The organism is Delftia sp. PX-1, from assembly GCF_055797465.1.
Window position 1 is genome coordinate 4822182 of record NZ_CP184763.1, and the last position, 25327, is coordinate 4847508.

The 25327-nt window shown below is 68.7% G+C and carries 14 protein-coding genes and 11 tRNA genes; all 25 read right to left on the reverse strand.

From position 1 onward, the window contains the following. Nucleotides 1-3 precede the first annotated feature (3 nt). A complete protein-coding gene (locus tag ACN20X_RS22125) occupies nt 4-4713 on the reverse strand; it encodes a type I polyketide synthase (protein WP_473209928.1) in 4710 nt (1569 codons plus the stop codon). Beyond that, complete coding sequence (locus ACN20X_RS22130; RefSeq protein WP_473209929.1) at nt 4713-10064, reverse strand: amino acid adenylation domain-containing protein; 5352 nt, start codon at nt 10062-10064, stop codon at nt 4713-4715. The genes ACN20X_RS22125 and ACN20X_RS22130 overlap by 1 nt, the downstream gene beginning before the upstream one ends. 20 nt (nt 10065-10084) lie before the next feature. Next, complete coding sequence (locus ACN20X_RS22135) at nt 10085-11074, reverse strand: TauD/TfdA family dioxygenase (protein WP_016450666.1); 990 nt, start codon at nt 11072-11074, stop codon at nt 10085-10087. Further along, nucleotides 11071-11760 (reverse strand): 4'-phosphopantetheinyl transferase family protein, encoded by a 690-nt coding sequence (locus ACN20X_RS22140; protein WP_016450665.1) that lies wholly within the window; start codon nt 11758-11760, stop codon nt 11071-11073. The genes ACN20X_RS22135 and ACN20X_RS22140 overlap by 4 nt, the downstream gene beginning before the upstream one ends. Continuing rightward, complete coding sequence (locus ACN20X_RS22145) at nt 11738-12481, reverse strand: thioesterase II family protein (protein ID WP_034363656.1); 744 nt, start codon at nt 12479-12481, stop codon at nt 11738-11740. Before ACN20X_RS22145 ends, ACN20X_RS22140 begins: the two co-directional genes overlap by 23 nt. 5 nt (nt 12482-12486) lie before the next feature. Further along, complete coding sequence (locus ACN20X_RS22150; protein WP_034363732.1) at nt 12487-12768, reverse strand: MbtH family protein; 282 nt, start codon at nt 12766-12768, stop codon at nt 12487-12489. A gap of 151 nt (nt 12769-12919) precedes the next feature. Next, nucleotides 12920-13444: a sigma-70 family RNA polymerase sigma factor gene (locus ACN20X_RS22155; protein WP_016451429.1), complete on the reverse strand. Its 525-nt coding sequence runs from the start codon at nt 13442-13444 to the stop codon at nt 12920-12922. Between the two features lie 730 nt (nt 13445-14174). Continuing rightward, nucleotides 14175-14251 (reverse strand) — tRNA-Asp (locus ACN20X_RS22160). 44 nt (nt 14252-14295) lie between these two features. Further along, nucleotides 14296-14371: transfer RNA gene (locus tag ACN20X_RS22165), tRNA-Glu, on the reverse strand. Nucleotides 14372-14409: 38 nt separating this feature from the next. After that, nucleotides 14410-14485, reverse strand: a tRNA-Ala gene (locus tag ACN20X_RS22170). 126 nt (nt 14486-14611) lie between these two features. After that, nucleotides 14612-14947, reverse strand: a complete 336-nt coding sequence (locus tag ACN20X_RS22175) for a P-II family nitrogen regulator (protein ID WP_016450797.1) — start codon at nt 14945-14947, stop codon at nt 14612-14614. A gap of 16 nt (nt 14948-14963) precedes the next feature. Further along, nucleotides 14964-18053 carry an efflux RND transporter permease subunit gene (locus ACN20X_RS22180; protein WP_016450796.1) on the reverse strand — a complete coding sequence of 1030 codons (3090 nt, stop codon included), beginning with the start codon at nt 18051-18053 and terminating at the stop codon, nt 14964-14966. Between the two features lie 4 nt (nt 18054-18057). After that, nucleotides 18058-19275: an efflux RND transporter periplasmic adaptor subunit gene (locus ACN20X_RS22185; RefSeq protein ID WP_016450795.1), complete on the reverse strand. Its 1218-nt coding sequence runs from the start codon at nt 19273-19275 to the stop codon at nt 18058-18060. Between the two features lie 41 nt (nt 19276-19316). Then, on the reverse strand, nt 19317-20771 hold the full coding sequence (locus tag ACN20X_RS22190) for a TolC family protein (RefSeq protein ID WP_016451428.1): 1455 nt from the start codon (nt 20769-20771) through the stop codon (nt 19317-19319). Nucleotides 20772-20997: 226 nt separating this feature from the next. After that, nucleotides 20998-21366 carry a hypothetical protein gene (locus ACN20X_RS22195; RefSeq protein WP_017407525.1) on the reverse strand — a complete coding sequence of 123 codons (369 nt, stop codon included), beginning with the start codon at nt 21364-21366 and terminating at the stop codon, nt 20998-21000. 278 nt (nt 21367-21644) lie between these two features. Then, nucleotides 21645-21721, reverse strand: a tRNA-Asp gene (locus ACN20X_RS22200). A 44-nt stretch (nt 21722-21765) separates the two neighbouring features. Next, nucleotides 21766-21841, reverse strand: a tRNA-Glu gene (locus ACN20X_RS22205). 39 nt (nt 21842-21880) lie between these two features. Next, nucleotides 21881-21956 (reverse strand) — tRNA-Ala (locus tag ACN20X_RS22210). A 13-nt stretch (nt 21957-21969) separates the two neighbouring features. After that, a tRNA-Asp gene (locus ACN20X_RS22215) sits at nt 21970-22046 on the reverse strand. Nucleotides 22047-22090: 44 nt separating this feature from the next. Next, nucleotides 22091-22166: transfer RNA gene (locus ACN20X_RS22220), tRNA-Glu, on the reverse strand. A gap of 71 nt (nt 22167-22237) precedes the next feature. Beyond that, nucleotides 22238-22314 (reverse strand) — tRNA-Asp (locus tag ACN20X_RS22225). A 44-nt stretch (nt 22315-22358) separates the two neighbouring features. Beyond that, nucleotides 22359-22434 (reverse strand) — tRNA-Glu (locus tag ACN20X_RS22230). Between the two features lie 38 nt (nt 22435-22472). Then, nucleotides 22473-22548 (reverse strand) — tRNA-Ala (locus ACN20X_RS22235). 70 nt (nt 22549-22618) lie between these two features. Continuing rightward, nucleotides 22619-24025 (reverse strand): glutamate--tRNA ligase, encoded by a 1407-nt coding sequence (gene gltX / locus ACN20X_RS22240; RefSeq protein WP_043790118.1) that lies wholly within the window; start codon nt 24023-24025, stop codon nt 22619-22621. Continuing rightward, nucleotides 24022-25236, reverse strand: coding sequence for an O-succinylhomoserine sulfhydrylase (locus tag ACN20X_RS22245; protein ID WP_288897659.1), 1215 nt, complete (start codon nt 25234-25236; stop codon nt 24022-24024). Before ACN20X_RS22245 ends, gltX begins: the two co-directional genes overlap by 4 nt. Between the last annotated feature and the right edge of the window lie 91 nt (nt 25237-25327).

Sequence of the window (25327 nt, forward strand, 5' to 3'; positions counted from 1 at the left end):
TTCTCACGCAGATGCGAAGGCGGCAAGGGCATCGCCTTCATCGGTAACGGTGGCCTCGATCTCCTCGATCAGCCGGGTCTCCACCAGCACGGCCAGCTCGCCGACGGTGGGGGCCTTGAAGAAGGCCGCAGGGTGCAGCTCGACACCAAAGCGCTTTTTCACGCGGCCCAGGATCTGCAGGGCCAGCAGCGAGTCGCCGCCCAGCTCGAACAGGTTGTCGTCCACGCCCACCGGGGCAATGCCCAGCATGTCGGTCCACAGCGCGGCCAGGGCCTGCTGCAGTTCGCCTTCGGCCGCAACGTAGGCGGTCTGCAGCGCCGGGCGCGGATGGCCGTCACAGGCCTGCGATCCGTTGGCAGGTTCGGCGAAGGCTTCGGCAGCAGGTTCTGCCAGCGCATCCACCAGCCCGGCATCGATCTCGCCCAGGCGCTGCTGCAGGTCGGTGGTGGAGATGACCACCTGGTGCGGCACATCGCCGTTGACGATGCGCTCGAACACCGCTGCCGCTTCTGCGCCGCTCCAGCCTATGCCCTCGGGAATGCGCATGCCGGCGGCCATGCCCAGGTCACGCCAGGCGTCCCAGTCCACGGAGATGACGGGCCAGGCGCGCTGGCGGCTGGCCAGTGCCGCCAATGCATCCATGCAGGCATTGGCGGCGGCGTAGTCGCTCTTGCCCAGGCCTGCGGTGAGGCTGGAGATGGACGAGCACAGCAGCACGAAGTCCGGCGCCTGCACGTCCTGCACGTCCTGCACGTCCTGCGTGCCCAGCGTGCCCAGCAGGTCCAGCAGCAGCCGGGTGCCGCGCAGCTTGGGGGCGAACGTGCGCTCCACGCTGTCCCGCGTGCGGGTGGACAGCATGCCGCTGTTGGCATGGCCTGCGGCATGGACCACGCCATGCAGCGTGCCAAAGCGCTGGTGCGCCTGCGCCAGCGCCGCCTGCATCTGCGCGGCGTCGGCCACATCGGCGGCCAGGGTCAGCACCTGGGCGCCCTCGGCCTCCAGGGCCAGCAGCTGCAGCAGTTGCTGGCGCAGGGTGCTCGGCTGCCCGTCATCGGCGGCCAGCGCCTCCCATTGGCTGCGTGCTGGCAGCGCCGTGCGGCCCAGCAGCACCAGGCGGGCCTGCCAGTGCGCGGCCAGATGCCGGGCCAGCGCCAGGCCCACGCCGCCCAGGCCGCCCGTGATCAGGTACACGCCCTGCCTGCGCAGGCGCGGCGCCGCGGCGTCCTGCCATTGCAGGGGCTCGTAGGTCTTGCGCCAGCGGTGGGCACCGCGCAGGGCGATGGCCGTGTCGGCCGCGCGCATCCCATGCGGCGCGCAGGCTTCGTCCAGCAGCTGGCGCGCCAGCCGGGCCTGCATTGCGGGCGAACCCGCCTGCACCACATCGACGAAACGGCAGTCGATGGACGGGCATTCCTGCCCTATCGCCTTGCACAGCGGAAAGACGGCGGCCATCTCGGGGTTCAGCGCTTCCGCTCCGGTCACATCTTCCGAACCGCCTGCGGCCACCAGCAGCAGCCGCCGTGTGCGCGGGCCTCCAGCTCCGTGCGCACGGGCCTCCAGCGCCTGCGCCAGGGCCAGCACGCTGTGAAAGCCGCGCTCCAGCGGCGCAGGGGCGGCCGCGTCCATGGCCCACAGGTGGTAGACGGCGCCCACGGGGCCGAACTGCGCCTGCACCGCATCGAGCAAGTCCTCGCAATCGCGGCGCTCGCCGGGGCGCACGGCATGCCGGCACGGGGCCAGGCAGGCGGGGGCAGCGCCCGCTTCCACGCAGACCACATCGGCGCCCTGCGCGCGCAATGCGTGCACCAGGGCCTCGGCCGTGGCACTGCCGTCGCCAAACACCAGGGCCACCTGGGCTGCGGCTGCGGCGGTGCCTGCCTCCCACCGCAAGGGACTGCGCTGCCAGGCGGCGGCGTAGAACGGACCCGCGGTCGCCGAGGGGCCTGCCGTGCCTGCCGCTTTCGGTGCATCGCCACCCTGCCCCGCAGCCTGCACCCAGAAGGAGCGGCGCTGGAAGGCATAGGTCGGCAACGGCACGCGCCGGCCTGGCCGCCCGCCCCGGCAGGCAGTCCAGTCGATGTCCACGCCCGCGCACCACAGTCCGGCAACGGCCTGCGCCAGCAGCTGCGCGCTGCGTGCGGTCTGCTGGGGATGGGCCTGGCTGGGCCAGATGCCGGCCGCCGTGGCGGCGCGCGGGTGCTGGCGAGCCAGGGCGGCAAGGGCCTGGCCGGGGCCCACCTCCAGCAGCACGCGGCCCGGCACGCTCAGCAGCTCGTCCAGCCCGTCCGCAAAGCGCACGGTATGGCGCAGGTGGCCGGCCCAGTAGGCGGGGTTCATGGCCTGCTCGGCCGTGATGGGCTTGCCGGTCACGCTGGAGATGAAGGCCAGGCGCGGCGCATGCCGGGGCACGCTGGCCACCACCTGCTCCAGCTGCGCCAGCAGGGGCTCGGTCATGGTCGAGTGCGAGGCCACGGCAATGTGCAGCCGGCGGGCGGTGATGTCGCGCGCGCGCAGCGCCCCTTCGGCCGCCTCGATGGCGGCCAGCGGGCCGGACAGCACGCACAGGCGTTCGCCGTTGACGGCACCCAGGTCGCAGCCCGCATCCAGCAGGGATTGCAGCTCGGCCTCGGCCAGGGGCACCGAGGTCATGGCGCCCTGCGGCAGCGACTGCAGCAGGCGGCCGCGCGCCGCGACGATGCGCAGGGCATGCGGCAGCTCGAACACGCCGGCCAGGCAGGCCGCCACATACTCGCCCAGGCTGTGGCCCAGCATGGACACGGGCTGCACGCCGCGCGCCATCCACATCCGGGCCAGCGCATAGCCGATCACGAACAGTGCCGGCTGGGCCTTGTCCATGGCGGACAGCGCCGCGTCGGCCTCCACCTCTTCACCCGGGGCGGGGAACAGCCACTGGCGCAGGTCCCAGCCTGTTTCGGCCTGCAGCAGCTCGCAGCAGCGGTCCACCTCCTGCCGGAACACACCGCCGTCGCGGTACAGGTCCAGGCCCATGTTGGCGTGCTGCACGCCCCCGCCCGGGAAAAGAAAGGCCACGCCGGGCGGCTGTGCCGGCACCTCGGTGGCCTGGCCTGGCGGCGCAGCAGCAGCAGCAGCAGCAGCAGCAGCAGCAGAGAGGTGCAGGCCCTCCACCGCCATGCCCATGCCGTCTGCCACCACGGCACGGCGATGGCCGAAGGCGCGGCGGCCCTGCTGCAGGGTGTGGGCCACATCGTCCAGCGACAGGCCGCTGCCGGCCTGCTGCAGATGGGCGGCCAGGCGGCGCGCCGCTTCATCCAGCGCACGGGGGCTGCGTGCCGACAGCGGCAGCACCTGCCAGCCCCGGGCTGCATCCGCCTGTGTAAGGGAAGGGGCGGCAGAGGTGGCAGGGGCGGCAGCAGCCTCCTGCAGCACCACATGGACATTGGTGCCGCCAATGCCAAACGCGCTCACGCCCGCGCGGCGCGGCGTGGCCGCCTGGGGCCAGGGCCTGGCCACGGTGTTGACATGGAAGGGACTGCGCTCGAAGTCGATCTGCGGGTGCGTCCGCTCGAAATGCAGGCTGGGCGGCAAGGTGGCATGCCGCAGCGAGAGCACCGTCTTGATCAGGCCCGTGACACCGGCGGCCGCATCGAGATGGCCGATATTGGTCTTCACCGAGCCGATGGCGCAGTAACCCCTGCGCTGCGTGCTGGCGCGAAAGGCCTGGGTCAGCGCCGCGATCTCGATGGGGTCGCCCAGCGCCGTGCCCGTGCCATGGGCTTCCACATAGCCGATGGTGTCGGCCGGCACGCCCGCCAGGGCCTGCGCCGCGCGCACCACGGCGGCCTGGCCGTTGACGCCGGGCGCCGTGAAGCCCACCTTGTCTGCGCCATCGTTGTTGGCGGCGCTGGCCAGGATGACGGCGTGGATGGTGTCGCCGTCGCGCAGCGCATCGTCCAGGCGCTTGAGCACCACAATGCCCGCGCCGCTGCCCTGCAGCGTGCCTGCGGCCTGGGCATCGAAGGCGCGGCAATGCCCGTCCGGCGAGAAGATGGCGCCGGCCTGGTAGCGGTAGCCGCCGTTTTGCAGCAGGTTGAGCGAGACGCCCCCGGCCAGCGCCATGGCGCATTCATGGCCCAGCAGCGCCTGGCAGGCGGTGTGCACGGCCATCAGCGAGGTCGAGCAGGCCGTCTGCACGGTGACGGCCGGGCCGCGCAGGTCCAGCTTGTAGGCCACGCGCGTGGCCAGGGCATCGGCCATGTTGCCGCTCATCAGGCCCAGCAGGTCGGCGACCTGGGCGCCAGGGCCCGGCGCATGGCGGGGCAGCAGATGGCGCATCAGGTAGACGCTGGCGCCCGTGCCCGCATACACGCCGATGGCGCCGGGGTAGCGCCGGCCCTCGTAGCCCGCATGCTCCATCGCCTGCCACGCGCATTCCAGGAAAAGGCGGTGCTGCGGGTCCAGTTGCTCGGCATCGCGCGGGGTGTAGCCGAAGAAGTCGGCATCGAAGAGGTCCATGCCGGCCAGCGGCACGCCGGCCTTCACGTAGCCGGCATCGTCCAGCAGGGCCTGGGGCACGCCCAGGGCGCGCAGCTCATCGTCGCTGTAGCGCTTCACGGACTCGACGCCGTCACGGATGTTGGCCCAGAAGCGGTCGATGTCGTCGGCGCCCGGAAAGCGCCCGGCCATGCCGATGACGGCGATCTCCAGGCCGGTGGTTTCGGAGGCAGAAGACATCAGAGGGTCCTTTCGATGTGGCGCTTGCGCTGCAGCAGCGCCTCGCGGCGGCGCTGGGCCGCGTCCATGCCGTCCCGGGCGGCGGCCGCCTGCGCGGCGCCGTCACCGTCGCCCCCGCCCTCGCTATCTGCGCCCTGCTCGATGCGCCGCGCCAGGGCCGACACCGTGGGGTGCTTGAAGAGATCGACCAGGGACAGCTCCCGGCCCAGCCGCGACTCCAGCAGGCCATGCACGCGGATGAGCTGCAGCGAATGCCCGCCCAGGTCGAAGAAGTTGTCGCTGGCGCCTATGCGCTCCACGCCCAGCACCTGGGCCCAGAGGGCGGCAATGGTCGCGGCCACACCGTCCTCGGGCGGCTCGTAGGCCTGGCGCTCCAGGGACGGCAGGGCGGGCGCCTCGGGCAGCGCCTTGCGGTCCACCTTGCCGTTGGCGTTCAGGGGCAAGGCATCCAGCACGGTGATGGACGAGGGCAGCATGTAGTCGGGCAGGGCCGCGGCCAGCGCGCTGCGCAGCGCGGCCATGTCCAGGCACTGCCCCTGCTGCACCGAGACAAAGGCGGCCAGCCGCGCGCCGTCGGCCGCCTGGCGGGCCACCACCACAGCCTCGCGCACGGCGGGGTGGGCCAGCAGTTGCGCCTCCACCTCGGCCAGCTCGATGCGAAAGCCGCGGATCTTCACCTGGTGGTCCACGCGGCCCAGGTAGTCGATCTGGCCGTCGCCGCGCCAGCGCACCAGGTCGCCCGTGCGGTACAGGCGCTCGCCCGTGCGGCTGGCGGGATCGGCGACAAAGCGCTCGGCGCTCAGGCCCGGCCGCCGCCAGTAGCCGCGCGCCAGGCCCACACCGCCCAGATACAGCTCGCCGGCCACGCCGCGCGGCACCTCGTTGAGCGCGGCATCCAGCACATGGGTACGCAGCCCGGCCACGGGGCGGCCTATGGGCACGGACAACGCGCCCTCGTCCCGGCAGTCCCACCAGGTGACCTCGATGGCCGCCTCCGTGGGGCCGTAGAGATTGAGCAGGCGGGTGCCGGGGAAGGCCTGCAGCACGGCCGCCTGCAATTCGGCGGACAGGGCTTCGCCGCTGCAGATGATGCGCTGCAGCCCCTGGCAGGTGGCGGCCGCCGGGTGCGCCATGAAGGCCTGCAGCATGGACGGCACGAAGTGGATGGTGTTGACCTGGTGGCGCGCTATCAGCTCGGCCAGGCGCCGGGGATCGCGGTGGTCGCCGGGGGCGGCCAGCGCCAGGCGTGCGCCGGTGGTCAGCGGCCAGAAGAACTCCCAGAAGGAGATGTCGAAGCCGAAGGGCGTTTTCTGCAGCACCGTGTCGCCCGGGCCCAGCGGCTGGTGCATCTGCCCCCACGCCAGGCGGTTGCACAGCGAACGGTGGCGGTTGGCCGCGCCCTTGGGCCGGCCCGTGGAGCCCGAGGTGTAGATGACATAGACCAGGCTGTCGCCATGCAGGGCAACGGCCGGGTTGTGGGCCGGCATGTCCTGCAGCCGGGACGCCAGGCCCGGCACATCGACCAGTCGGGCCCTGCAGATGGCCGGCAGGCGGTCCCGCACCTGCGGCTGCACCAGCACCAGGGACACGCCGCTGTCCTCCAGCATGTAGGCGATGCGGTCGGCCGGGTGCTCGGGGTCGATGGGCACATAGGCCGCGCCGGCTTTCATGATGGCCAGCAGCCCCACGACCATCTCGATGGAGCGCTCCATGGCAATGCCCACCGGCACGCCGGGCCGCACGCCCGATGCGATCAGGTGATGCGCCAGTTGGTTGGCGCGCGCATTGAGCTCGGCGTAGCCCAGCGTGGCCTCGCCCAGGCACAGGGCCGGGGCATCGGGGCTGCGCGCCACCTGCTGCTCGAAGCGGCGGTGCACGATGTCGCCGCCGTGCAGGACCTGGTCATTGCAGCTCCAGGCCGCCAGTTGCTGGCGTTCGTCGGGACCCAGCAGCGGCACCTCGTCCACGGCACATTGGGGCTGCCGGGCGAGGGCCTCCAGCATGGCCGCATAGTGGGCGGCCAGGCGCTGCATGCTGCCCGGCTCGAACAGCTCGCGGGCATAGACCAGGCTGATGCCCAGGCTGCCATCGGAGCGCTCGCGGACTTCCACGGTCAGCTCGAACTGCGCATCTGCGGCAGCCAGCGGCTGGCCGGCCACGGTCCAGCCCGGCACCTGCTGCAGCGCGTGCCAGTCCTCCACCAGATGATTGAACAGCACCTGGAACAAGGGGCTGTGCGCCAGGCTGCGCTGCGGCTGCAGCGCCTCCACCAGTTGCTCGAACGGCAGATCGTGGTGGGCCTGCGCGCCCTGCGCCGCCTCGCGGGCCTGCTGCAGCACGTCGGCCAGGCGCATGCGCCCGTCGATGCGGTTGCGCAGCACCAGGGTGTTGACGAAAAAGCCGACCACGCCCTGCAGGTCGGCATGCGCGCGGTTGGCCACGGGCACGCCGACGCGGATGTCCTCCTGCCCCGTGTAGCGGTACAGCAGCGCCTGCCATCCTGCCAGCAGCAGCGTGAAGAGCGTGTCTGCCTGCTGGCGGGCCTGCGCGCGCAGCGCCTGCAAGGTCGCGCCGGACAGCTCGAAGCCGTGCCGTCCCGCCCGATAGCGTGCCAGCGCCTGGCGCGGATGGTCGGTGGGCAGGGCCAGCACAGGCTGGGCCTCGCCTGGGGGCACCTGCAACCGTTCCAGCCAGTAGGCCAGCGAGGCCTGCTGGCCTTGCTGGGCCGGCTGGCCCTGCTCCCGCTGCCAGACGGCGTAGTCCACGTACTGCAGCGCCGGGCCGCTGTTCGGGGCGCCGGAATACAGCGCCGCCAGATCGTCCAGCAGGATCTGCATGGAGGCGCCGTCGGAGACGATGTGGTGCATCACCAGCGCCAGGATGTGCTCATGGGCCTGCAGCCGCACCAGGGCAGCCCTGGCCAGCGGCCCCTGCTGCAGATCAAAGGGCTGGGCGCACAGCGCCTGCAGCCATTGGGCGGCGTGCTCCTCGCGCTGCGCGGGCTTGCCCTGCGCGGCATCCAGCCACTGCAGCTCCAGCCTGCCCTGGGGGTCCAGGCGCTGCTCGACCTCCCCATCGGGCCGGGCGTTGAATACCGTGCGCAGCGAACCGTGCCTTTCGGCCAGGCCCTGCACGGCCGCACGCAGGGCGCCTGCATCCAGCGGCCCGGTGATGCGCAGGGCGCCCTGCACGTGGTAGGCCGTGCTGCGCGTATCCATCTTCCAGAGAAACCATTGGCGCTGCTGGGCCGGCGTCAGCGGCAGGGGCATGGCGCGACGGGCCTCGGCCAGCGGGGCAATGCGCTGCAGCGCCGTGCCCGGCTGGCGCTGTTGGCACAGCCGGTCGATGTCCTGCGCCTGGTCGCGCAGCCGCGGGTGCTCGAAGACCCGCCCGGCCGGATACGCCAGGGACCATTGCCGGCAGATGCGCGCGGCCAGCCGCACGGCGGCCAGGGAGTTGCCGCCTTGCGCGAAGAAGTTGGCCTCGCCGGCCGGCCCGTGCTGGGCATCGCCACCGAGCACCTCGCGCCACAGGCCGGCCAGCGTGCCTGTGGTGGGATCTGCCGCGCCCGCCTCCTGCGGTGCCTGGCTGCCGCCGCCCGCGAAGCGGCCCGACTCGAACACGGCCCAGGCATCCAGCGTGCGCGCGGACCAGCCCTGGCGGCAGGCTGTGCGCTGCAGCTTGCCGCTGGAGGTGCGGGGCAAGGCGCCGGGGTTGAGCAGCACGATCACCGTGGGCGCCTCGCCGCACTGCGCGCCCACGGCGGTGCTCAGTGCATCGACCAGGGCCTGGGCCGGCACCAGTTTTTGCATGCCGAACGAGACTTCGGCAGCAATGCCTATGCCTTCCCGGCCATCGATGTCCACCGCAAACGCGGCCACGCGTCCCTTGCGCACGGCTTCGACCTCGGCCTCGACCACGCGCTCGATGTCCTGCGGGTAGAGGTTGTGCCCGCGCACGATGATCAGGTCCTTGATGCGGCCCGCCACATGGACCTGCCCAGCATGCACGAAGCCCAGGTCGCCCGTGCGCAGCCAGCGCCGGCCTGCATGCTCGACAAAGGCCTGCTGCGTTTGCTGCGGCTTGCCCCAGTAGCCCTGGCTGATGCTGGGTCCGTGCGCCCAGATCTCGCCCACGCGGCCGGGCTCCAGCACCTGCAGGCTGTGCGGATCGACGATGGCCACGGCATGGCCGGGAACGGCGGGGCCGCAGCCCACCAGCGCGGTGGTCTGCGAGGCGCCGGGGCTTTCCTCGGCCCGGCCCTGGCCCAGGGCCTCGGTATCGAAGGACGTGATCGTGGCGCCTGCGCCGCAACTGCCGCCGGTGATGAACAGGGTGGCTTCGGCCAGGCCGTAGCAGGCATAGGCCGCGTCGGGCCGCAGGCCGCAGGCGGCAAAGCGCTGCGCGAAGGCCGTGACGGTGTCGGCACGCACGGGCTCGGCACCGGTATAGGCCAGCCGCCAGCTCGACAGGTCCAGCTGCGCCAGCTGCGACGGCTTGATGCGCTCCAGGCACATGCGGTAGGCGAAGTCGGGGCCGCCGCTGATGGTGGCGCGGTGGCGCGAGATCAGCTCCAGCCAGCGCACGGGGCTTTCCAGAAAGAGGCGCGGCGAGGTCAGCACCAGCGGCAGCCCGCTGTACAGCGGCTGCAGCAGTCCGCCGATCAGGCCCATGTCGTGGTACAGCGGTGCCCAGGACATGAAGCGGTCGCCCGCGCCGATGTCCATGCGCTGCTGGATGGCGGCCTCGTTGGCGATGAGGTTGCCGTGGCTGACCATCACGCCCTTGGGCGCCGAGGTGGAGCCCGAGGTGTATTGCAGAAAGGCGATGTCGTCGGCAGCCGGCGCATGGGGCCGCCAGGCGTCGGCATCGGCCAGGTCCACCTGGTCGGCGGCCACGGCGGCAATGCCGGCAAAGCGCGCATCGGCGCCGGGCAGGGCCTGCATCACTTCGGCCGTGCTGATCACGCAGGCCGCATCCGCGTCGCCCACGATGCCCAGCAGCCGCTCCAGGTGCTGCACGCGCAGCGATTCCAGCGGCGGCACCGGCACGGCGATCACGCCCGCGTAGAAGCAGGCCAGCATGCTGGCGGCGTAGTGCTCGTCGTTGTCCATCATCACCAGGGCGCGCGCGCCCACGGGGCACATCTGCTGCAGCCGGGCGGCCAGCGCGCGCACGCGGCGGTCGAAGTCGCCATAGCTGTGGCTGCGCTCGACCACGCGGCCGTCCTGCACGGTGGCCACGGTGAGCCAGATGTCGTCGGGCCGCTGCTGCGCCAGCCCCCTCAGATGCTCGACCAGGCTGGCCGGAGCCTGGCCTGCTGCCGCGATTGCACTTTGTCCACTCAGCATGTCAGCTGCCTCCCGGGTTCTCAGAAACGGTCCAGATTGCTGCGCGGCTCGGCCATGGCGACGATGACCTTGCGCGGCCCCTTGAAGGGCGAGCGGGCATGGGCCACGAGCATGTTGTCCAGCATCAGCACGTCGCCCTGCTCCCAGGGGAAGCTGACGGTCTCGGCGTCCAGCGCGGCGCGCACCTCGGCGAAGATGTCGTCGCCAATGGTGGAGCCGTCGGCGAAGAAGGTGTTGCGCGGCAGGTTCTCGATGCCGTAGACCTCCTCCAGCACCTCGCGCTCCTCGGGCTCGCGCGCCGAGATGTGGAACAGGTGGGCCTGGTTGAACCAGACCATCTCGCCCGTGACGGGGTGGCTTTCCATGGCCTGGCACAGCTGGCGCGTGCGCAGGCCGTCGTCCTCCTTCCACTCCCAGTCCATGCGCGCATGGCGGCAGAAGGCCTCGACCTCGGCGCGGCTTTCGGTGTTGAAGACCTTCTGCCAGGGCACGTCCATCTCGCCGAAGTTGCGCACGTACAGAATTCCGGGCTCGAACAGCTCGCGGATGCGCGCCGGAATGCGGCGGTAGACCGCACGGCTGTCGGCAATCGGCGTCTCGCCGCCCTCGGGCGATGCGGTGACGCAGTGGAACCAGATCTTCATGGGCCACTCGCGCGTGTAGGCCTGCTCGTTGTGCAGCGGAATGCTCTGGTGGGCCGGGTACTCGGTGGAGGTGTAGACGCCCGCGCCGCTGGAGGCCTCGACCGCGCTGCGCGGCGTGGAGGCGAATTCGTACTTGAGCAGCGGGTGGCCGAAGGCCGAGGCGAAGCGCTGGAAGGTCTCCACATCGGGCACGCCAAAGCCGCGCAGCAGCACGCCGCCCGTGGTCAGCAGCGCCTCGTCGATGTCGCGACGCAGCGGCGGCAGCGCGGCCAGCAGGTCCTGGCCCGGCTGGGCGGGCGTGATGAGCTGGGGAAGCAGCGAGCCCGCGGGGGCCTTGCGCTCGAAGCGCTGGAGGGTTTCGTTCATGTCGATTCCTTGGTGCGCCACGCAAGAGCTGCCGCGTAGCCCGGCGGCGCTGGCAGCGCCATCGCTTGAAAACCATTCCAGTCGGGGACCGCGCAGGCGATGGCCAGCCGTCCGTCCCCTCCCGGGCTGATGCCGATGGAGCGCAGGTGCTCGGCCACGCCAATGCCGATGGCCTTGAGCACGGCCTCCTTGCCCACCCAGCGCTGGTAGAAGGCCGCCAGCCGATCAGGCGCACGGCGCACGCTGGCGCGTTCCTGGTCGGTGCAGACGGCGTCGAGCATGACCTCGGCATCGAGGTCGGGCTTGTGCTGCTCGATGTCCACGCCCAGGTGCAGCACGCCACCGGGATCGGCCAGCGCGATCAGCGCATGGCCGCCCGAATGCGAGACGTTGAACACAGGCGCCCTGTGCGGCTCGTCATCCACGAAGGGCTTGCCGTGCGTGCCGATGGCCAGGGGCACATCGGCCGGGCAGCAGCCCAGCCTGCGCCCCAGCAGCCGCCGCGTGGCAGCGCGCGTCTGTGCGAAGCGCAGCCGGTCGGCGGCCCGCACGAAGCGCGCGGCGCGACCGCGCTCCTCGGGGGTCAGGTGCGGCAGGCTGTCGCTCAGTTCGGCCGACAGGTCCAGGTCCAGCCTGAAGACCTCGATGCCCTGGCTCATGGCCTCACGCACGGACACGAGCTGCATGGATTTCCCCCTGGAGTGACTGGGACCCGGCCAGGCGCTGCGCCAGCACGGCCAGCACATCGCCTTCGCGCTGCCTGATGAAGAAATGCCCGCCCTCGAACCAGTCCAGCGTGAAGGCCCCGGCGGCCTCCTGCGACCAGGCCTGGACGCGGGGCGCCTCGATGTCGTCCTGCCGCCCCGCAAAGACGTGCACCGGCAGCGGCAGGCCCGCAGCGGGCACATGGCCGAAGCTCTCGCAGACGCGGTAGTCGGACCCCAGCACATCCAGCGTGATGCGCATGAGCTCGGGGCTGGCAAACACCTCTTCGGGCGTGCCGCCCTGCCTGCGCAGATCGGCAATCAGCGCCGCATCGTCGCCCTTGCCCGCAAAGCGCTCGGGATCACGGCAGGCCGGTGCCGGGCTGCCCGAGGCAACCAGGGCCAGCGGCAGCTCCCTGCCCTGCTCGCGCAACTGCCGCGCCATGCCGAAGGCCAGCAGCGCGCCCATGCTGTGGCCCAGCAGCGCAAAGCGGCCGCGCATGGCCTGGCGCTGCTCGGCGCACAGCAGCGAGACCAGCTGCCCGAAGTCCTCGACCGCAGGCTCGCCCAGCCGGCTGCCCCGCCCCGGCAGCTCCACGGGCGCAATGCGGATCCAGTGGGGCAGCAGCCTGCGCCAGCGCAGGTACATGGTGGCGCTGGCGCCTGCGCACGGCAGGCACAGCAGGGTCAGCGGCGCGTGCATGCGCGTCAGCCCGCTGCGGTTTCGGTATCGGTATCGGCCTTGTGCAGCGCGGCGCCGGCACCCGCCTGTTCCTGCTGCTGCATCCACACGCGCAGCGACTTGGGCCGCATGTCGGTCCAGGTGGCGTCCACGTAGTCGAGCACGGTTTTCTTGTCGCCCTTCACGCCCTCCACGGCGGTCCAGCCGCCGGGCACGGCCTTCCAGTGCGGCCAGATGGAATACTGTTCCTCGTGGTTGACCAGAACGATGAAGGTTTCGTCTTCGCGGTCGAAGCAGCTTGTAGACATGCAGGCGTCCTTAATGCGGTTGAACATCGGTGAGGCCAGTACGGGATCGCGGCGACCCGGTACTGCGCCTCTGTTGAACATGACGTTCCGAACCCGAAACTGTTCACGCCGCGTGCGCGCCGGTTCCGGGTCGTGCGCCGGGCTGCACCGTTCAATGGTGGTCCAGCAGCGAGCGGTGGACATGGATGGCCTTGCAGGCGTCGGCAATCCTGGCGTTCACCAGGCCCAGCGCGCACTCCATGTGCTCGGCGATCTGGCGCTGCGTGAGGCCCTTGATGCGGTACAGCTCGAAGGTCTCCCGTGTCTTGGGCGGCACCTCGTCCAGGGCCTGATCGATCAGGCGTATGGCCTGGGACTCGAACAAAAGGCGCTCGGGCGAGCGGCCGTCCGGTATCTCCAGCGTCTCCACATCCACGCCGTGGGTGCGGTAGGTGTTCTCGCGCTCCTGGCGGCGCAGGTAGTCCAGCGCCATGTTGCAGACGGCGCGCGTCCAGTAGGCGGCGGGCCTGGCGATCTCGGCATCGCTGCGCATTTCGGCAACGCGCAGATAGGTGTCCTGCACGGCCTCGTCGGCCAGTTCGGGATTCCTGAGAATTCTTCGCGCGACCCTCACCAACTGTCCACGCGAAGCAATGAAGACCTCTTCCAGCGAAGAATGTGTGTGATTCAAGGACACGATGCAGTTCCTCTCGCAAGCTAGGCAAGAACATCAAGGGGAAATGTCGACCGCAGGTCGATGGACGGCCGGCGTGCCGCCCGTGCAATAGGGCGGAGCGGGCCTCGGCACAGGCGGCAAGCGGCGGCACAACCGCTGACCGCAGGGCATCAGTGCGCGCCGATGCGCATCGGCGTGACTTGGGAGGCAGGCCTAGATCGGGCCTAGATCGGCCTCATGACGGCCTCAGGGCGGCGGCCGCCCTCGCCGGATCCATGCGTCCTGCAACAGGATCGGCAAGGGCTGTGCAGCCTTGCAGACGTGCTGAAACTTGAACCGGGACCATGGCATGCAGTGGCGCTCCTTTGACGTTTTCCAACATTGAAATGAGAAGCATTACCAGTTCCGGCGACAGGACCGGGCCTGGAATGGCTGCTCACACCTGCCTGGAAGACGTCCCGCCAGTGCAAACGGAGACACGGCTATCGGCTGTGGAAAATCGGCAGGCATCGCCTATGGCGCATCGCATCACCATGGCTTTCCCTCGCCGTGGATGATGGGCCTGGATCATGACGGACTGGTGATGCCCGATACATCGGGATGGAAGCAGGAACTGCCTGCAGCGCAGGCCCCTGCCATCGCACTGGGCAGGCCCCATCGAGACGCGGCGCGCAGCGAAACTGCAGACGAAAAAAAGCCACCTTGCGGTGGCTTCTTGTCTGCGCAAACGCGGCGGTTTGCACAAGGAATCTGGCGGAGTGGACGGGACTCGAACCCGCGACCCCCGGCGTGACAGGCCGGTATTCTAACCAACTGAACTACCACTCCTGGCAGACAGCTTTTGCGCTCTTGCGAGCCAAGTGCTGCAAACTTGGCGACCCTACGGGGATTCGAACCCCGGTACTCACCGTGAAAGGGTGATGTCCTAGGCCTCTAGACGATAGGGTCAATCCTAGAACTTGCGTAAATACTCAAGTCTCAATTTTTGGTGGAGGTAAACGGGATCGAACCGATGACCTCTTGCATGCCATGCAAGCGCTCTCCCAGCTGAGCTATACCCCCTTGCTGCAACGTTGCACTGCTTCGTTGCTGCGATTCAAAAATTGTAGCACAGCGTTTTTGGGGCAATTCCGGAATGCATGACTTTTTTATGTCGTCCTGCATTCCGGCGCCCTGCTGCAGCCCGGGTCAGGCCAGGCTTTGCCCGTCGCGTATGCGGTGGATCTCGGCGATGTCCACCACCCAGACCAGGCCGTCGCCGACCTGGCCCGAGTGACAGGCCGAGGTGATGGCCGCGCGGATGGGCTCGACCATGGATGCCTCGGCCAGCACGCAGACCATGATCTTGTCGGAAAAGTCGGTCAACTCCTCCTTCACGCTGCGCTTGTCGATGGCGGCCGGGGCCGTGAAGCCCTCGGCACGGAACAGCGTCACGCCGGGGAAGTTGGGAATGGCGCGCAGCGCGTCGCGCAGGCGCTCCAGGCGGCTGGGGCGCACGATGGCCCGGATTTCCTTCATGGTCATTGCAGTGTCTCCTTCATCAGGCTTCCAGCGGTTTTTCGTCAAACCAGCGGTACAGGGTCGGCAACACCACCAGCGTGAGCAGGGTGGACGAGATCAGGCCACCGATCACCACGATGGCCAGCGGGCGTTGCACCTCCGAGCCGGGGCCGGTGGCGAACAGGAAGGGCACCAGGCCCAGCAGCGCGACGGTGGCCGTCATCATCACGGGGCGGAAGCGCTGCACGCAGCCTTCGCGCACGGCCTCGGCCACGTTCATGCCATCTTCGCGCAGCTTGCGGATGCAGGAGACCAGCACCACGCCGTTGAGCACCGCAATGCCCCACAGCGCGATGAAGCCCACCGATGCCGGCACGCTCACGTATTCGCCCGTGACGAACAGGCCTATCAGTCCCCCGATGGAGGCGAAGGGCAGCACCAGGATGATCAGCCCGGCCAGCTTGACCGAGTTGAACAGCAGGAACAGCAGGAAGAAGATGGCCACGATGGTCAGCGGCACGATGATCTGCAGCGTGCCCATGGCGCGCTCCATGTTCTCGAACTGGCCACCGTACTTGAAGTAATAGCCATCGGGCAACTGCACTTCACTGTCGATGCGCTGCTGCACTTCGGTCACGAAGCCGCCCAGGTCGCGCCCTTCCACGTTGGCTCCCACCACCACGCGGCGCTTGCCGCCTTCGCGGCTGATCTGCGCGGGGCCGTCCACCAGCTCGATGCGGGCCACGCTGCTCAGCGGCACCTGGGCGCCCGTGGCCGTGGTCAGCAAGGTGGCGCCGATGGCGGCGGGCGAGCCGCGGAACGGCTCGGGGAAGCGAACCACCACGTTGTAGCGGCGCTCGCCCTCGTAGACCGTGGTCACTTCCTTGCCGCCGATGGCCGACTCGATCACGCCCTGCACGTCGGTGACGTTCAGGCCGTGGCGGGCGATCGCCTTGCGGTCGATATCCACGGTCAGCGCCTGCTGGCCTGACAGGCGCTCGACGCGGATGTCCGTGCTGCCCGGCACGCTCTTGAGGATGCGTGCGACCTGCTCGGACACGTCGCGCAGCTCGCTCAGCTCGTCGCCGAAGACCTTGATGGCCAGTTGCGAGCGCACGCCCGTGACCATTTCGTCCACGCGCTCGGAGATCGGCTGGGACAGCACGATCTGCACGCCCGGGATCGAGGACAGGCGCTGGCGGATGTCTTCGTCGATCTCGTCCTGGGTGCGGTCGGACTCGGGGTCCAGCAGCACGATGGGGTCGGACTCGTTGGGGCCTGCGGGATCGGCCGGCGATTCGCCGCGTCCGAGCTTGGAGACCACGCTGAGCACGCCGGGCACTTCGGCCACGGACTTCATCGCCGCCATTTCCATGCGGATGGACTCGTCCAGCGAGATGCTGGGCACGCGGTTGATCTGCGGCGTCAGCGCCCCCTCCTTCATGGTGGGCATGAAGGACTTGCCCAGCAGCGGGAACAGGCCCAGCGAGCCCAGCAGCAGCGCCACGGCCACGGCCAGCGTGGCGCGGTTGCGCGCGGTGGCCAGGTCCAGCAGGCGCAGGTAGTGGCGCTTGAGGAAGGCGATCAGGCGCGTGTCATGGTCCGCGCCGCCCTTGAGGAAGTACGAGCACAGCACGGGCGACAGGAACAGCGACACGGCCAGCGAGACGGCCAGCGAGATCGCGATGGTCAGCGCCAGCGGGCCGAACATCTTGCCTTCGATGCCTTGCAGCGTCATCAGCGGCAGGAACACCAGGATGATGATGGCGATGCCGAAGATGGTGGGCGTGGCCACCTCGGTGGTGGCCGACAGCACGGTGCGCACGCGTGCGCCCATGCTGTCGCCGGCCTGGCCGAGCTTGTGGAACACGTTCTCCACCACCACCACGGTGGCATCGACCATGAGGCCGATGGCGATCGCCAGCCCCCCCAGCGACATGAGGTTGGCCGAGATGCCCCAGCGGTTCATCATGATGAAGGTGGTCAGCGGCGTGATGATCAGCGTGGCCACCACGATCAGGCTGGAGCGCACGTCACCCAGGAAGATGAAGAGCACCACGACCACGAGCAGGATGCCCTCGATCAGCACCTTGCCCACGGTCCACAGCGCCGAGTCGACCAGATCGGTACGGTCGTAGTAGGGAACGATCTGCAGGCCGCCGGGGAGCATGCCCTTGGAGTTGATCTCCTGCACGCGCTCCTTCACGCGGGTGACCACCTCCTTGGCATTGCCGCCGCGCATCATCAGCACGATGCCGGAGACGCCTTCGGTATAGCCGCCCTTGATGATGGCGCCCTGGCGCACTTCCTGGCCCAGCTGGACTTCGGCCACATCGCGCACGAAGACCGGCACGCCGCCTTCCTGCTTGAGAACGATGTTGCCGATGTCATCCAGCGACTGGACCAGGCCCACGGCGCGGATCAGGTACTGCTCGGTGACCTGGGGCAGGATGCCGCCGCTGGCATTGGCGTTGTTGTCGGCGATGGCCTGGACCACATGGCGCACGGACAGGCCGTAGTGGCGCAGCCGGCCGGGATCGACCTCCACCTGGTACTGCTTGACGTAGCCGCCCTGCGAGTTGATTTCGGCCACGCCGGGAATGGAGCGCAGCAGCGGGCGCGCCACCCAGTCCTGGATGGTGCGGCGCTCGGTCAGCTCCTCGGGCGTGAGGGCCCGCTTGCCGTCGTCGGGATGGTCCAGCGTGTACTGGTAGACCTCGCCCAGGCCCGTGGACACCGGCCCCAGCACGGGGATGATGCCTGCGGGCATGCGCGGCGTGACCTCCATCAGCCGCTCGGTGACGAGCTGGCGTGCAAAGTACACGTCGGTGGCATCGGTGAAGACCAGGGTGATGATGGACAGGCCGCTCTTGTTGAGCGAGCGCATCTCCACCAGGCCCGGCATGCCGGTCATGGCGATTTCCAGCGGCACGGTCACGAAGCGCTCGATTTCCTCGGGCGAACGGCCTGGCGCCTCGGTGGCCACCTGGACCTGGACGTTGGTCACGTCAGGAAAGGCATCCACCGACAGATTCATGGCGGCGCGCAGGCCGAAGCCGCACAGCACCAGCGAGAGCACGATCACGATGAGCCGCTGGCTCAGTGCGGCCCGGATCATGGAAGCGATCATGGGCTTACTCCAGCTCTGCGCGCTTGCGCTCGTTGTTCAGGTGGAAGGCACCCGTGGTGACGATGACCGTGCCATCGGCCACGCCCTTGTTCACGGGGCGCATGCCGCCGCTGGCGGTGCCCAGCTCGACGGGCGTGAGGCGGTAGTGGTTCTCGCCCTTCTTGACGAAGACATGGTCGCGGTCGTTCTCGCGCACCACGGCCTCGGCCGGCACGGCCAGCAGCTGGCGCACCTCGCCCTGGATGCGCATGGTGGCCAGCATCTGGGGCTTGAGGTCGCGCTCGGGGTTGTCCACCTGGGTGCGGATGGTGACGGTGCGGGTCTCGGGCGTCACGGTGTCGCCCACATGCACGATTTGGCCGGACAGCACGCGCTCGCCCAGGGCGGGCACGGCGATCTCCACGGCCTGGCCGGCACGCACGCCGCTGGCCATCTGCTCGGGGATCGCGCCCACCACCCAGACGCTGCTCAGGTCGGCCACGGTGAACAGCGGATCGCCGGGCTGGGTCACCTGGCCGGAGCTGACCTTGCGCTCGATCACCACGCCGGCCCCTGTGGACAGCACGGCCGCATGCGACTGCAGCGTGCCCTTGTCGCGCAGCTGGGCGATGGCGCTGTCGGGAATGCCGATCAGGCGCAACTGGTCGCCGGCAGCGCGCTGCTCGGCGCGCGCAATCGACAGCTCGGACTCGCGGCGCTGCAGCTCGGCCGAGCCGATGACGTCGGCGGCTATCAGCTGGCGCGCGCGCTCCACGCCGCGCTCGGCCAGCGTGGCGGCGGAGTGTGCACGCAGATAGGCCAGCTGGGCGGTGGTCAGCTCGGGGCTGGCCACGCGGGCCAGCACCTGGCCCGCGCGCACGCGGTCGCCCACTTCGACCAGCACTTCGGTCACGCGTCCCGTGGCGGCCGCGCCAATGCGGGTGACCTGGCGCTCATTGGCCTCGATGCGGCCGGACACCTCCTGCAGCAGCGCGATCTGCGCCTGCGCCACGGGCTTGACGGCGAAGTTGGGCGCCATCTCGGCGGTGACGCGGACCTCCATCGGGTCCTGCTCCTGCGCAGCGGCCGCTGCGGGCGCCGCCTTGGCTTCGGCCTCTTCGTTCTTGCCGCAGGCGCTCAGCGCCAGCGTTGCGGCCAGCAGGCCGGCCAGGGCCAGGGAGTTCACCAAGGTGCTGCTGCCTGCGCGGGCGGCGATGGGTTGCGGATGCATATTCAAGGACATGTTCGTTTCTGATTTCGGGTGTGAGGCAGGGACGGCGCGCTTCACAGCGCGGACGGATCGTCGTAGCGGCCCGCCAGGTATTCGAGCTGTATGCGCGCCGCCTGCAGCTGGTAGCGCGCGTCGAGCAGGTCTGCACGGATGGAGCGCAGCACGCGCTGCGCATCGAGCACATCGAGAATGCCGCGCTCGCCGAAGCGGTAGGCGGCCTCGGCCACGCGCAGGGCCGACTCGGCCTCGCGCACCGAACCCTGGCTCAGTGCCTGGGTGCGCAGTCGCGCCATCTCCAGTTCCTTCCAGGCCTGCAGCGTCTGCTGGCGCAGCTCGATCTGCCGGCCTTCCAGCTGCAGACGCGCGCGCTCCAGCTCGGAGGCCGCCTCGTCGATGGGGCCGCGGTGCTGGTCGAGCAAGGGGATCTGGATGCTCACGCCCACCGTGTTCAGGCGCACGTCGGGCTCGCGCGTCTGGCCGTAGCGCAGCTCCACGCCCGGCCAGCGCGAGGCCTTGGCACCGTCAAGCCGCGCCTGGGCACGCTCGACCTCTGCCTTGAGCTGGCGCAGTTCGGGATGCTCCATGGGATCGATCTCGCCCATGTCCTCGATGCGCAGCGGATCCTCCAGCGACACATCCAGGCGGAAGCGCACGGGCAGCTGGCCTGCGGCCAGGCGGCCCAGCGCCAGCTGCGCCTGCTCGGCACGCAGCCGCGCAGTCTGCTCCTGCTGGCGCGCCTGGATGATTTCGGCATCGGCCTTGATGATTTCGTAGCGGGCCGCCTCGCCGCTGTCCACGCGGACGCGGACGCGCTCATGGGCCTGCTCCAGAAGGCGCACCGCCTCCTTGGCGGCCTCGACCTCCGCCTCGCGCAGCACCATCTCGTAGGCGCGCAGCCGCACCTGGGCCACCAGCGCATTGCGCGTGGTCGCAACGAAGTGCACCGAGCCCTGCTCGCCTGCCCTCGCGGCCTCCACGCGCGCACCTCGCACGGCGGGGTTCTCGATGGGCAAGGCCACGGCCCAGCCCTGCACCGTGCCGGCTGCCGCGCCCGGAACGCGGGCGCTGTTGCGGCCCTGGTTCCATTCGAGCTTGGGATTGGGCAGCGCCGAGGCGCTGACCACGCCTGCGCGCGCCGTGGTCCGGGACTGCTCGACAGCGCGCAGATCGGGGTTGTGGTCCAGCACGGCGCGAACGACCTCGTTCAGGCTCAGCTGGGGCAGGCGCTGTGCGGCGGCCGAAGCCACCGAAGGCGCCTCTGCGGCCGAACCGGCCTTCGGCACGATCGGCGTACGGGACGCCGCGGCCTCGGCGGCCTCGGCGGCGGCCGGAGCCGCCTGCGTCAGGGGCGCCTGGGACGCCTGGGGCTTGCCAGGGGGGTGGGCCTGCGCCGAAGCGCCAGCACCCCAGCCCACCAGCAGGCTGCAGATCGCGCCTTGCAGGACCTTGCGCGAACAGGATGGAAAACGGGCGGGGGCCATTCCCGCCAATACCGTTGGATTCACCATGGCATGCATCTGCCGCAAAGCGACAGTCGAGGGGTTGAGTAAAAGATGGGCCCTTCCCTGCGGACCACGCGGGAACGGGCATGGCCGCGCCGTGCGCAGTCAGCGCGCGGACGACGGCATGGCGTGCACGCCAGCAAGGCGCGCACGAGCAGTGATCAGGCAGTGGGATGCGTCAGCCGACAAGGGGCGCAAGGGGCACAAGGCATGCCTGCGCCGCAATATGCGGTCAGCCGAGCAGGGAAGGTCTTGGAGGGCGCAGCAACTGGCCCGGGGCGGGCGACAGGTGCGCCTGGGAATAGGTCGAAGGCGGGGCCCACAGCGACACCACCTGCACGGCGATGGGCTCGGGCGGCCAGTACATCTCGGCGGAACGGTCCTCGCCGCAGGCCAGCAGGGCCAGCAGCTGGCGCTTGTTGCCGCTGTGTGCCGTCAGCTCGGCAAACTCGGTCTCGTCGTCTTCCTCCACTTCCGCGAGTTCCTCGAGGAATTCCTCATCGATGGTCACGACGGGATGGTGCGCCAGCAGGCCATCGCCTTCCAACCCATCGGAAGATGCCGAAGCTGCCACCTGCCCGCAGAAGATGGACAGCAGCATCAGCAACGAAAAGACAAACGATGGCGCAAGGCGCATGGAGCGGGGCAGACGAGTCGGTGAAAGATGGACGCCCTGCAAACAGGACACCGTCTATTGTTACGAATGTTGAGGGAAAGTTCCGGGTTTGCCCTTAAAAAATCTGGGCAATAGATCGTGTTTTGTGCACAAAGGCTTTCCATGTGAAGAAGTCACACCGAAAACTGCAACAACCAGAAACAAAAAAGCCACCTTGCGGTGGCTTCTTGTCTGCGCAAACACGAGGGTCTGCACAAGGAATCTGGCGGAGTGGACGGGACTCGAACCCGCGACCCCCGGCGTGACAGGCCGGTATTCTAACCAACTGAACTACCACTCCTGGCAGGCAACTTTTGCGCTCTTGCGAGCCAAGTGCTGCAAACTTGGCGACCCTACGGGGATTCGAACCCCGGTACTCACCGTGAAAGGGTGATGTCCTAGGCCTCTAGACGATAGGGTCAATCCTAGAACTTGCGTTACAAACTCAAGTCTCGATTTTTGGTGGAGGTAAACGGGATCGAACCGATGACCTCTTGCATGCCATGCAAGCGCTCTCCCAGCTGAGCTATACCCCCAAGAATCCGATACTGGCGGAGTGGACGGGACTCGAACCCGCGACCCCCGGCGTGACAGGCCGGTATTCTAACCAACTGAACTACCACTCCTGGCAGACAGCTTTTGCGCTCTTTCGAGCCAAGTGCTGCAAACTTGGCGACCCTACGGGGATTCGAACCCCGGTACTCACCGTGAAAGGGTGATGTCCTAGGCCTCTAGACGATAGGGTCACAGCCTGTGATCCGCCGATAAAAAAGCGCCTTCGTGTTTCAAAGGCGCTTACATACCAAGCGACAAATTTTGGCGGAGTGGACGGGACTCGAACCCGCGACCCCCGGCGTGACAGGCCGGTATTCTAACCAACTGAACTACCACTCCTGGCAGACAGCTTTTGCGCTCTTTCGAGCCAAGTGCTGCAAACTTGGCGACCCTACGGGGATTCGAACCCCGGTACTCACCGTGAAAGGGTGATGTCCTAGGCCTCTAGACGATAGGGTCAATCCTAGAACTTGCGTTACAAACTCAAGTCTCAATTTTGGTGGAGGTAAACGGGATCGAACCGATGACCTCTTGCATGCCATGCAAGCGCTCTCCCAGCTGAGCTATACCCCCTTCATGCTGCAATCGCTGCTTCTTGTTAGTTGCTGCGTTTGCATCAGAGACTCGAATTATAGACAGGTTTTCAGCGGTTTTTCAAACGCGCCAGAATTTTTTCACGACCCAGCAGCTCCAGCACCGCGTCCACCGAAGGCGTGTGCGCTGTGCCCAGCGTCAGCACGCGCACCGGCATGGCCAGTTGCGGCATCTTCAGGCCCTGGGCCTTGAGCACTTCCTTGATCAGGGCAGCAATGGCTTCCTTGCTCCACTCCACCGAGGCGATGCCTTCGGCGAAGGCGTCCAGGGCGGGCGCCACGGCGTCGGTCACGTGCTTTGCCAGGTCTTCGGCGTTGCGGTCGAAGGCGTCCACGTAGAACAGGCGCACCCAGCCGGCCAGATCGACCAGGGTTTCGCAGCGGTCCTTGAACAGGGCGCAGATGCGCGGCAGGCGGTCGTCTGCGTCGAGCAGGGCCTGGTCCAGCCCGGTCTTGAGCACGAAGGGGCGCACCAGCTCTGCCAGGGCCGCATCGTCCAGGGCCTTCAGGTGCTGGGCGTTGACCCAGCGCAGCTTGGCCTCGTCGAACTGGCCTGCGCTGCGGCCCAGGTGGTCGAGGTTGAACCACTCCAGGAACTGGGCGCGGCTGAAGATTTCGTCGTCGCCATGGCTCCAGCCCAGGCGGGCCAGGTAGTTGACCATGGCGTCGGGCAGGTAGCCTTCGTCGCGGTACTGGGTGACGGCCTTGGCGCCGTTGCGCTTGCTCATCTTCTCGCCCTGCTCGTTGAGCACGGTGGGCAGATGGGCGAACACGGGCACGCTGGCGCCCAGGGCCTCGAAGATGTGGATCTGGCGCGGCGTGTTGTTGACGTGGTCGTCGCCACGGATGACATGGGTGATGGCCATGTCCATGTCGTCCACGCAGACGCAGAAGTTGTAGGTGGGCGTGCCATCGGGGCGCGCGATCACCAGGTCGTCCAGCTCGCTGTTCTGGAACTCGATGCGGCCCTTGCACTTGTCTTCCCAGGCCACGATGCCGCCCTTCGGCGTCTTGAAGCGCAGCACGGGACGCACGCCTTCGGGCACGGGCGGCAGCACCTTGCCTTCCTCAGGGCGCCAGGTGCCGTCGTAGCGCGGCTTTTCCTTGTTGGCCATCTGGCGCTCGCGCAGGGCGTCGAGTTCTTCCACGCTCATGTAGCAGGGGTAGACATGGCCCGAAGCCTGCAGGCCGGCCAGCACCTCCTTGTAGCGGTCCATGCGCTGCATTTGATAGAACGGACCTTCGTCATGGTCCAGTTGCAGCCAGGCCATGCCTTCGATGATCACGTCCACCGAGGCCTGGGTGGAGCGCTCCACGTCGGTGTCCTCGATGCGCAGGATGAAATCGCCGCCCGTGGCGCGCGCAAAGGCCCAGGGATACAGGGCCGAGCGGATGTTGCCCAGGTGGATGAAGCCCGTGGGAGACGGGGCAAAACGGGTACGTACTTTTTGTGTCATTGCAGGGTATCCAGTCCGCGGGAGAGATCGTTCTTGAGGTCGCCCAGGTATTCCAGTCCGACGGAGATGCGCAGCAGGCCCTGGCCGATGCCGGCGGCACGGCGCTGCTCTTCGCTCAGGCGGCCATGCGAGGTGCTGGCCGGATGGGTGATGGTGGTCTTGACGTCGCCCAGGTTGGCCGTGATCGAGCACACCCGGGTGCTGTCGGCCACATGGAAGGCGTTGGCGCGCAGCTGTTCGGCGCCCTCGCCCACCACGTCGAAGGACAGCACGCCGCCGCCCATGCCGTTTTGCTGGCGCATGGCCAGCTCGTGCTGCGGGTGGCTGGCCAGGCCCGGGTAGTAGACGCGGGCGACCTTGGGATGGGCCTCCAGCCAGGTGGCCAGCTCCAGCGCGGAGGCGCTTTGCGCCTTCACGCGCAGGGACAGCGTCTCCAGCCCCTTGAGCACCACCCAGGCGTTGAACGGTGCCAGGTTCAGGCCGCCGCTGCGCAGGAAGGTGCCCATGACCTTGTCCACCAGTGCCGTCGTGCCGCAGACGGCGCCCGACATGACACGGCCCTGGCCGTCCAGCAGCTTGGTGCCGGAGTGCACGACCAGGTCGGCGCCGAACTTGGCAGGCTGCTGCAGCACGGGCGAGGCAAAGCTGTTGTCCACGGCCAGCAGCGCGCCATGGGCGTGCGCCAGCTCGGCCAGCGCGGCGATGTCGCACAGGTCGGTCAGCGGGTTGGTCGGCGTCTCGGCGAACAGAAGGCGCGTGTTGGGACGGATGGCCGCCCTCCAGGCCTGCACATCGGTCTGCGAGACAAAGCTGGTCTCCACGCCGAAGCGCGCCATCTCGCCGCCCAGCAGCTTGATGGTGGAGCCGAACATGGACTGCGAGCAGATCACATGGTCGCCGGCCTTGAGCGTGGTCAGCGCCACCAGCAAGATGGCCGACATGCCCGTGGACGTGGCCACCGCGCATTCCGTGCCCTCCATGGCGGCCAGGCGCTGCTCGAAGCTGGTGACCGTGGGGTTGGAGGTGCGGCTGTAGGTGTAGCCGGGCTCTTCATTGGCGAAGCGGCGTGCGGCCGTTGCACAGTCGGGCTGCACGAAGCTGCTGGTCATGTACAGGGCTTCGCTGTGCTCACCCCACTGGCTTCGCTCCACGCCCACGCGCAGGGCCAGCGTATCGGGATGCAGGCCTTCGGGAAGTGTCTTGTTGGTCACGTTGATGGTCCTTGGGGATCGGGCGCAGCCCGCCAGCGGTGGCGGTGCCCGGAAAAAAGGAGCTAGAAGCACTTGTCACCTGGCGGCTTCC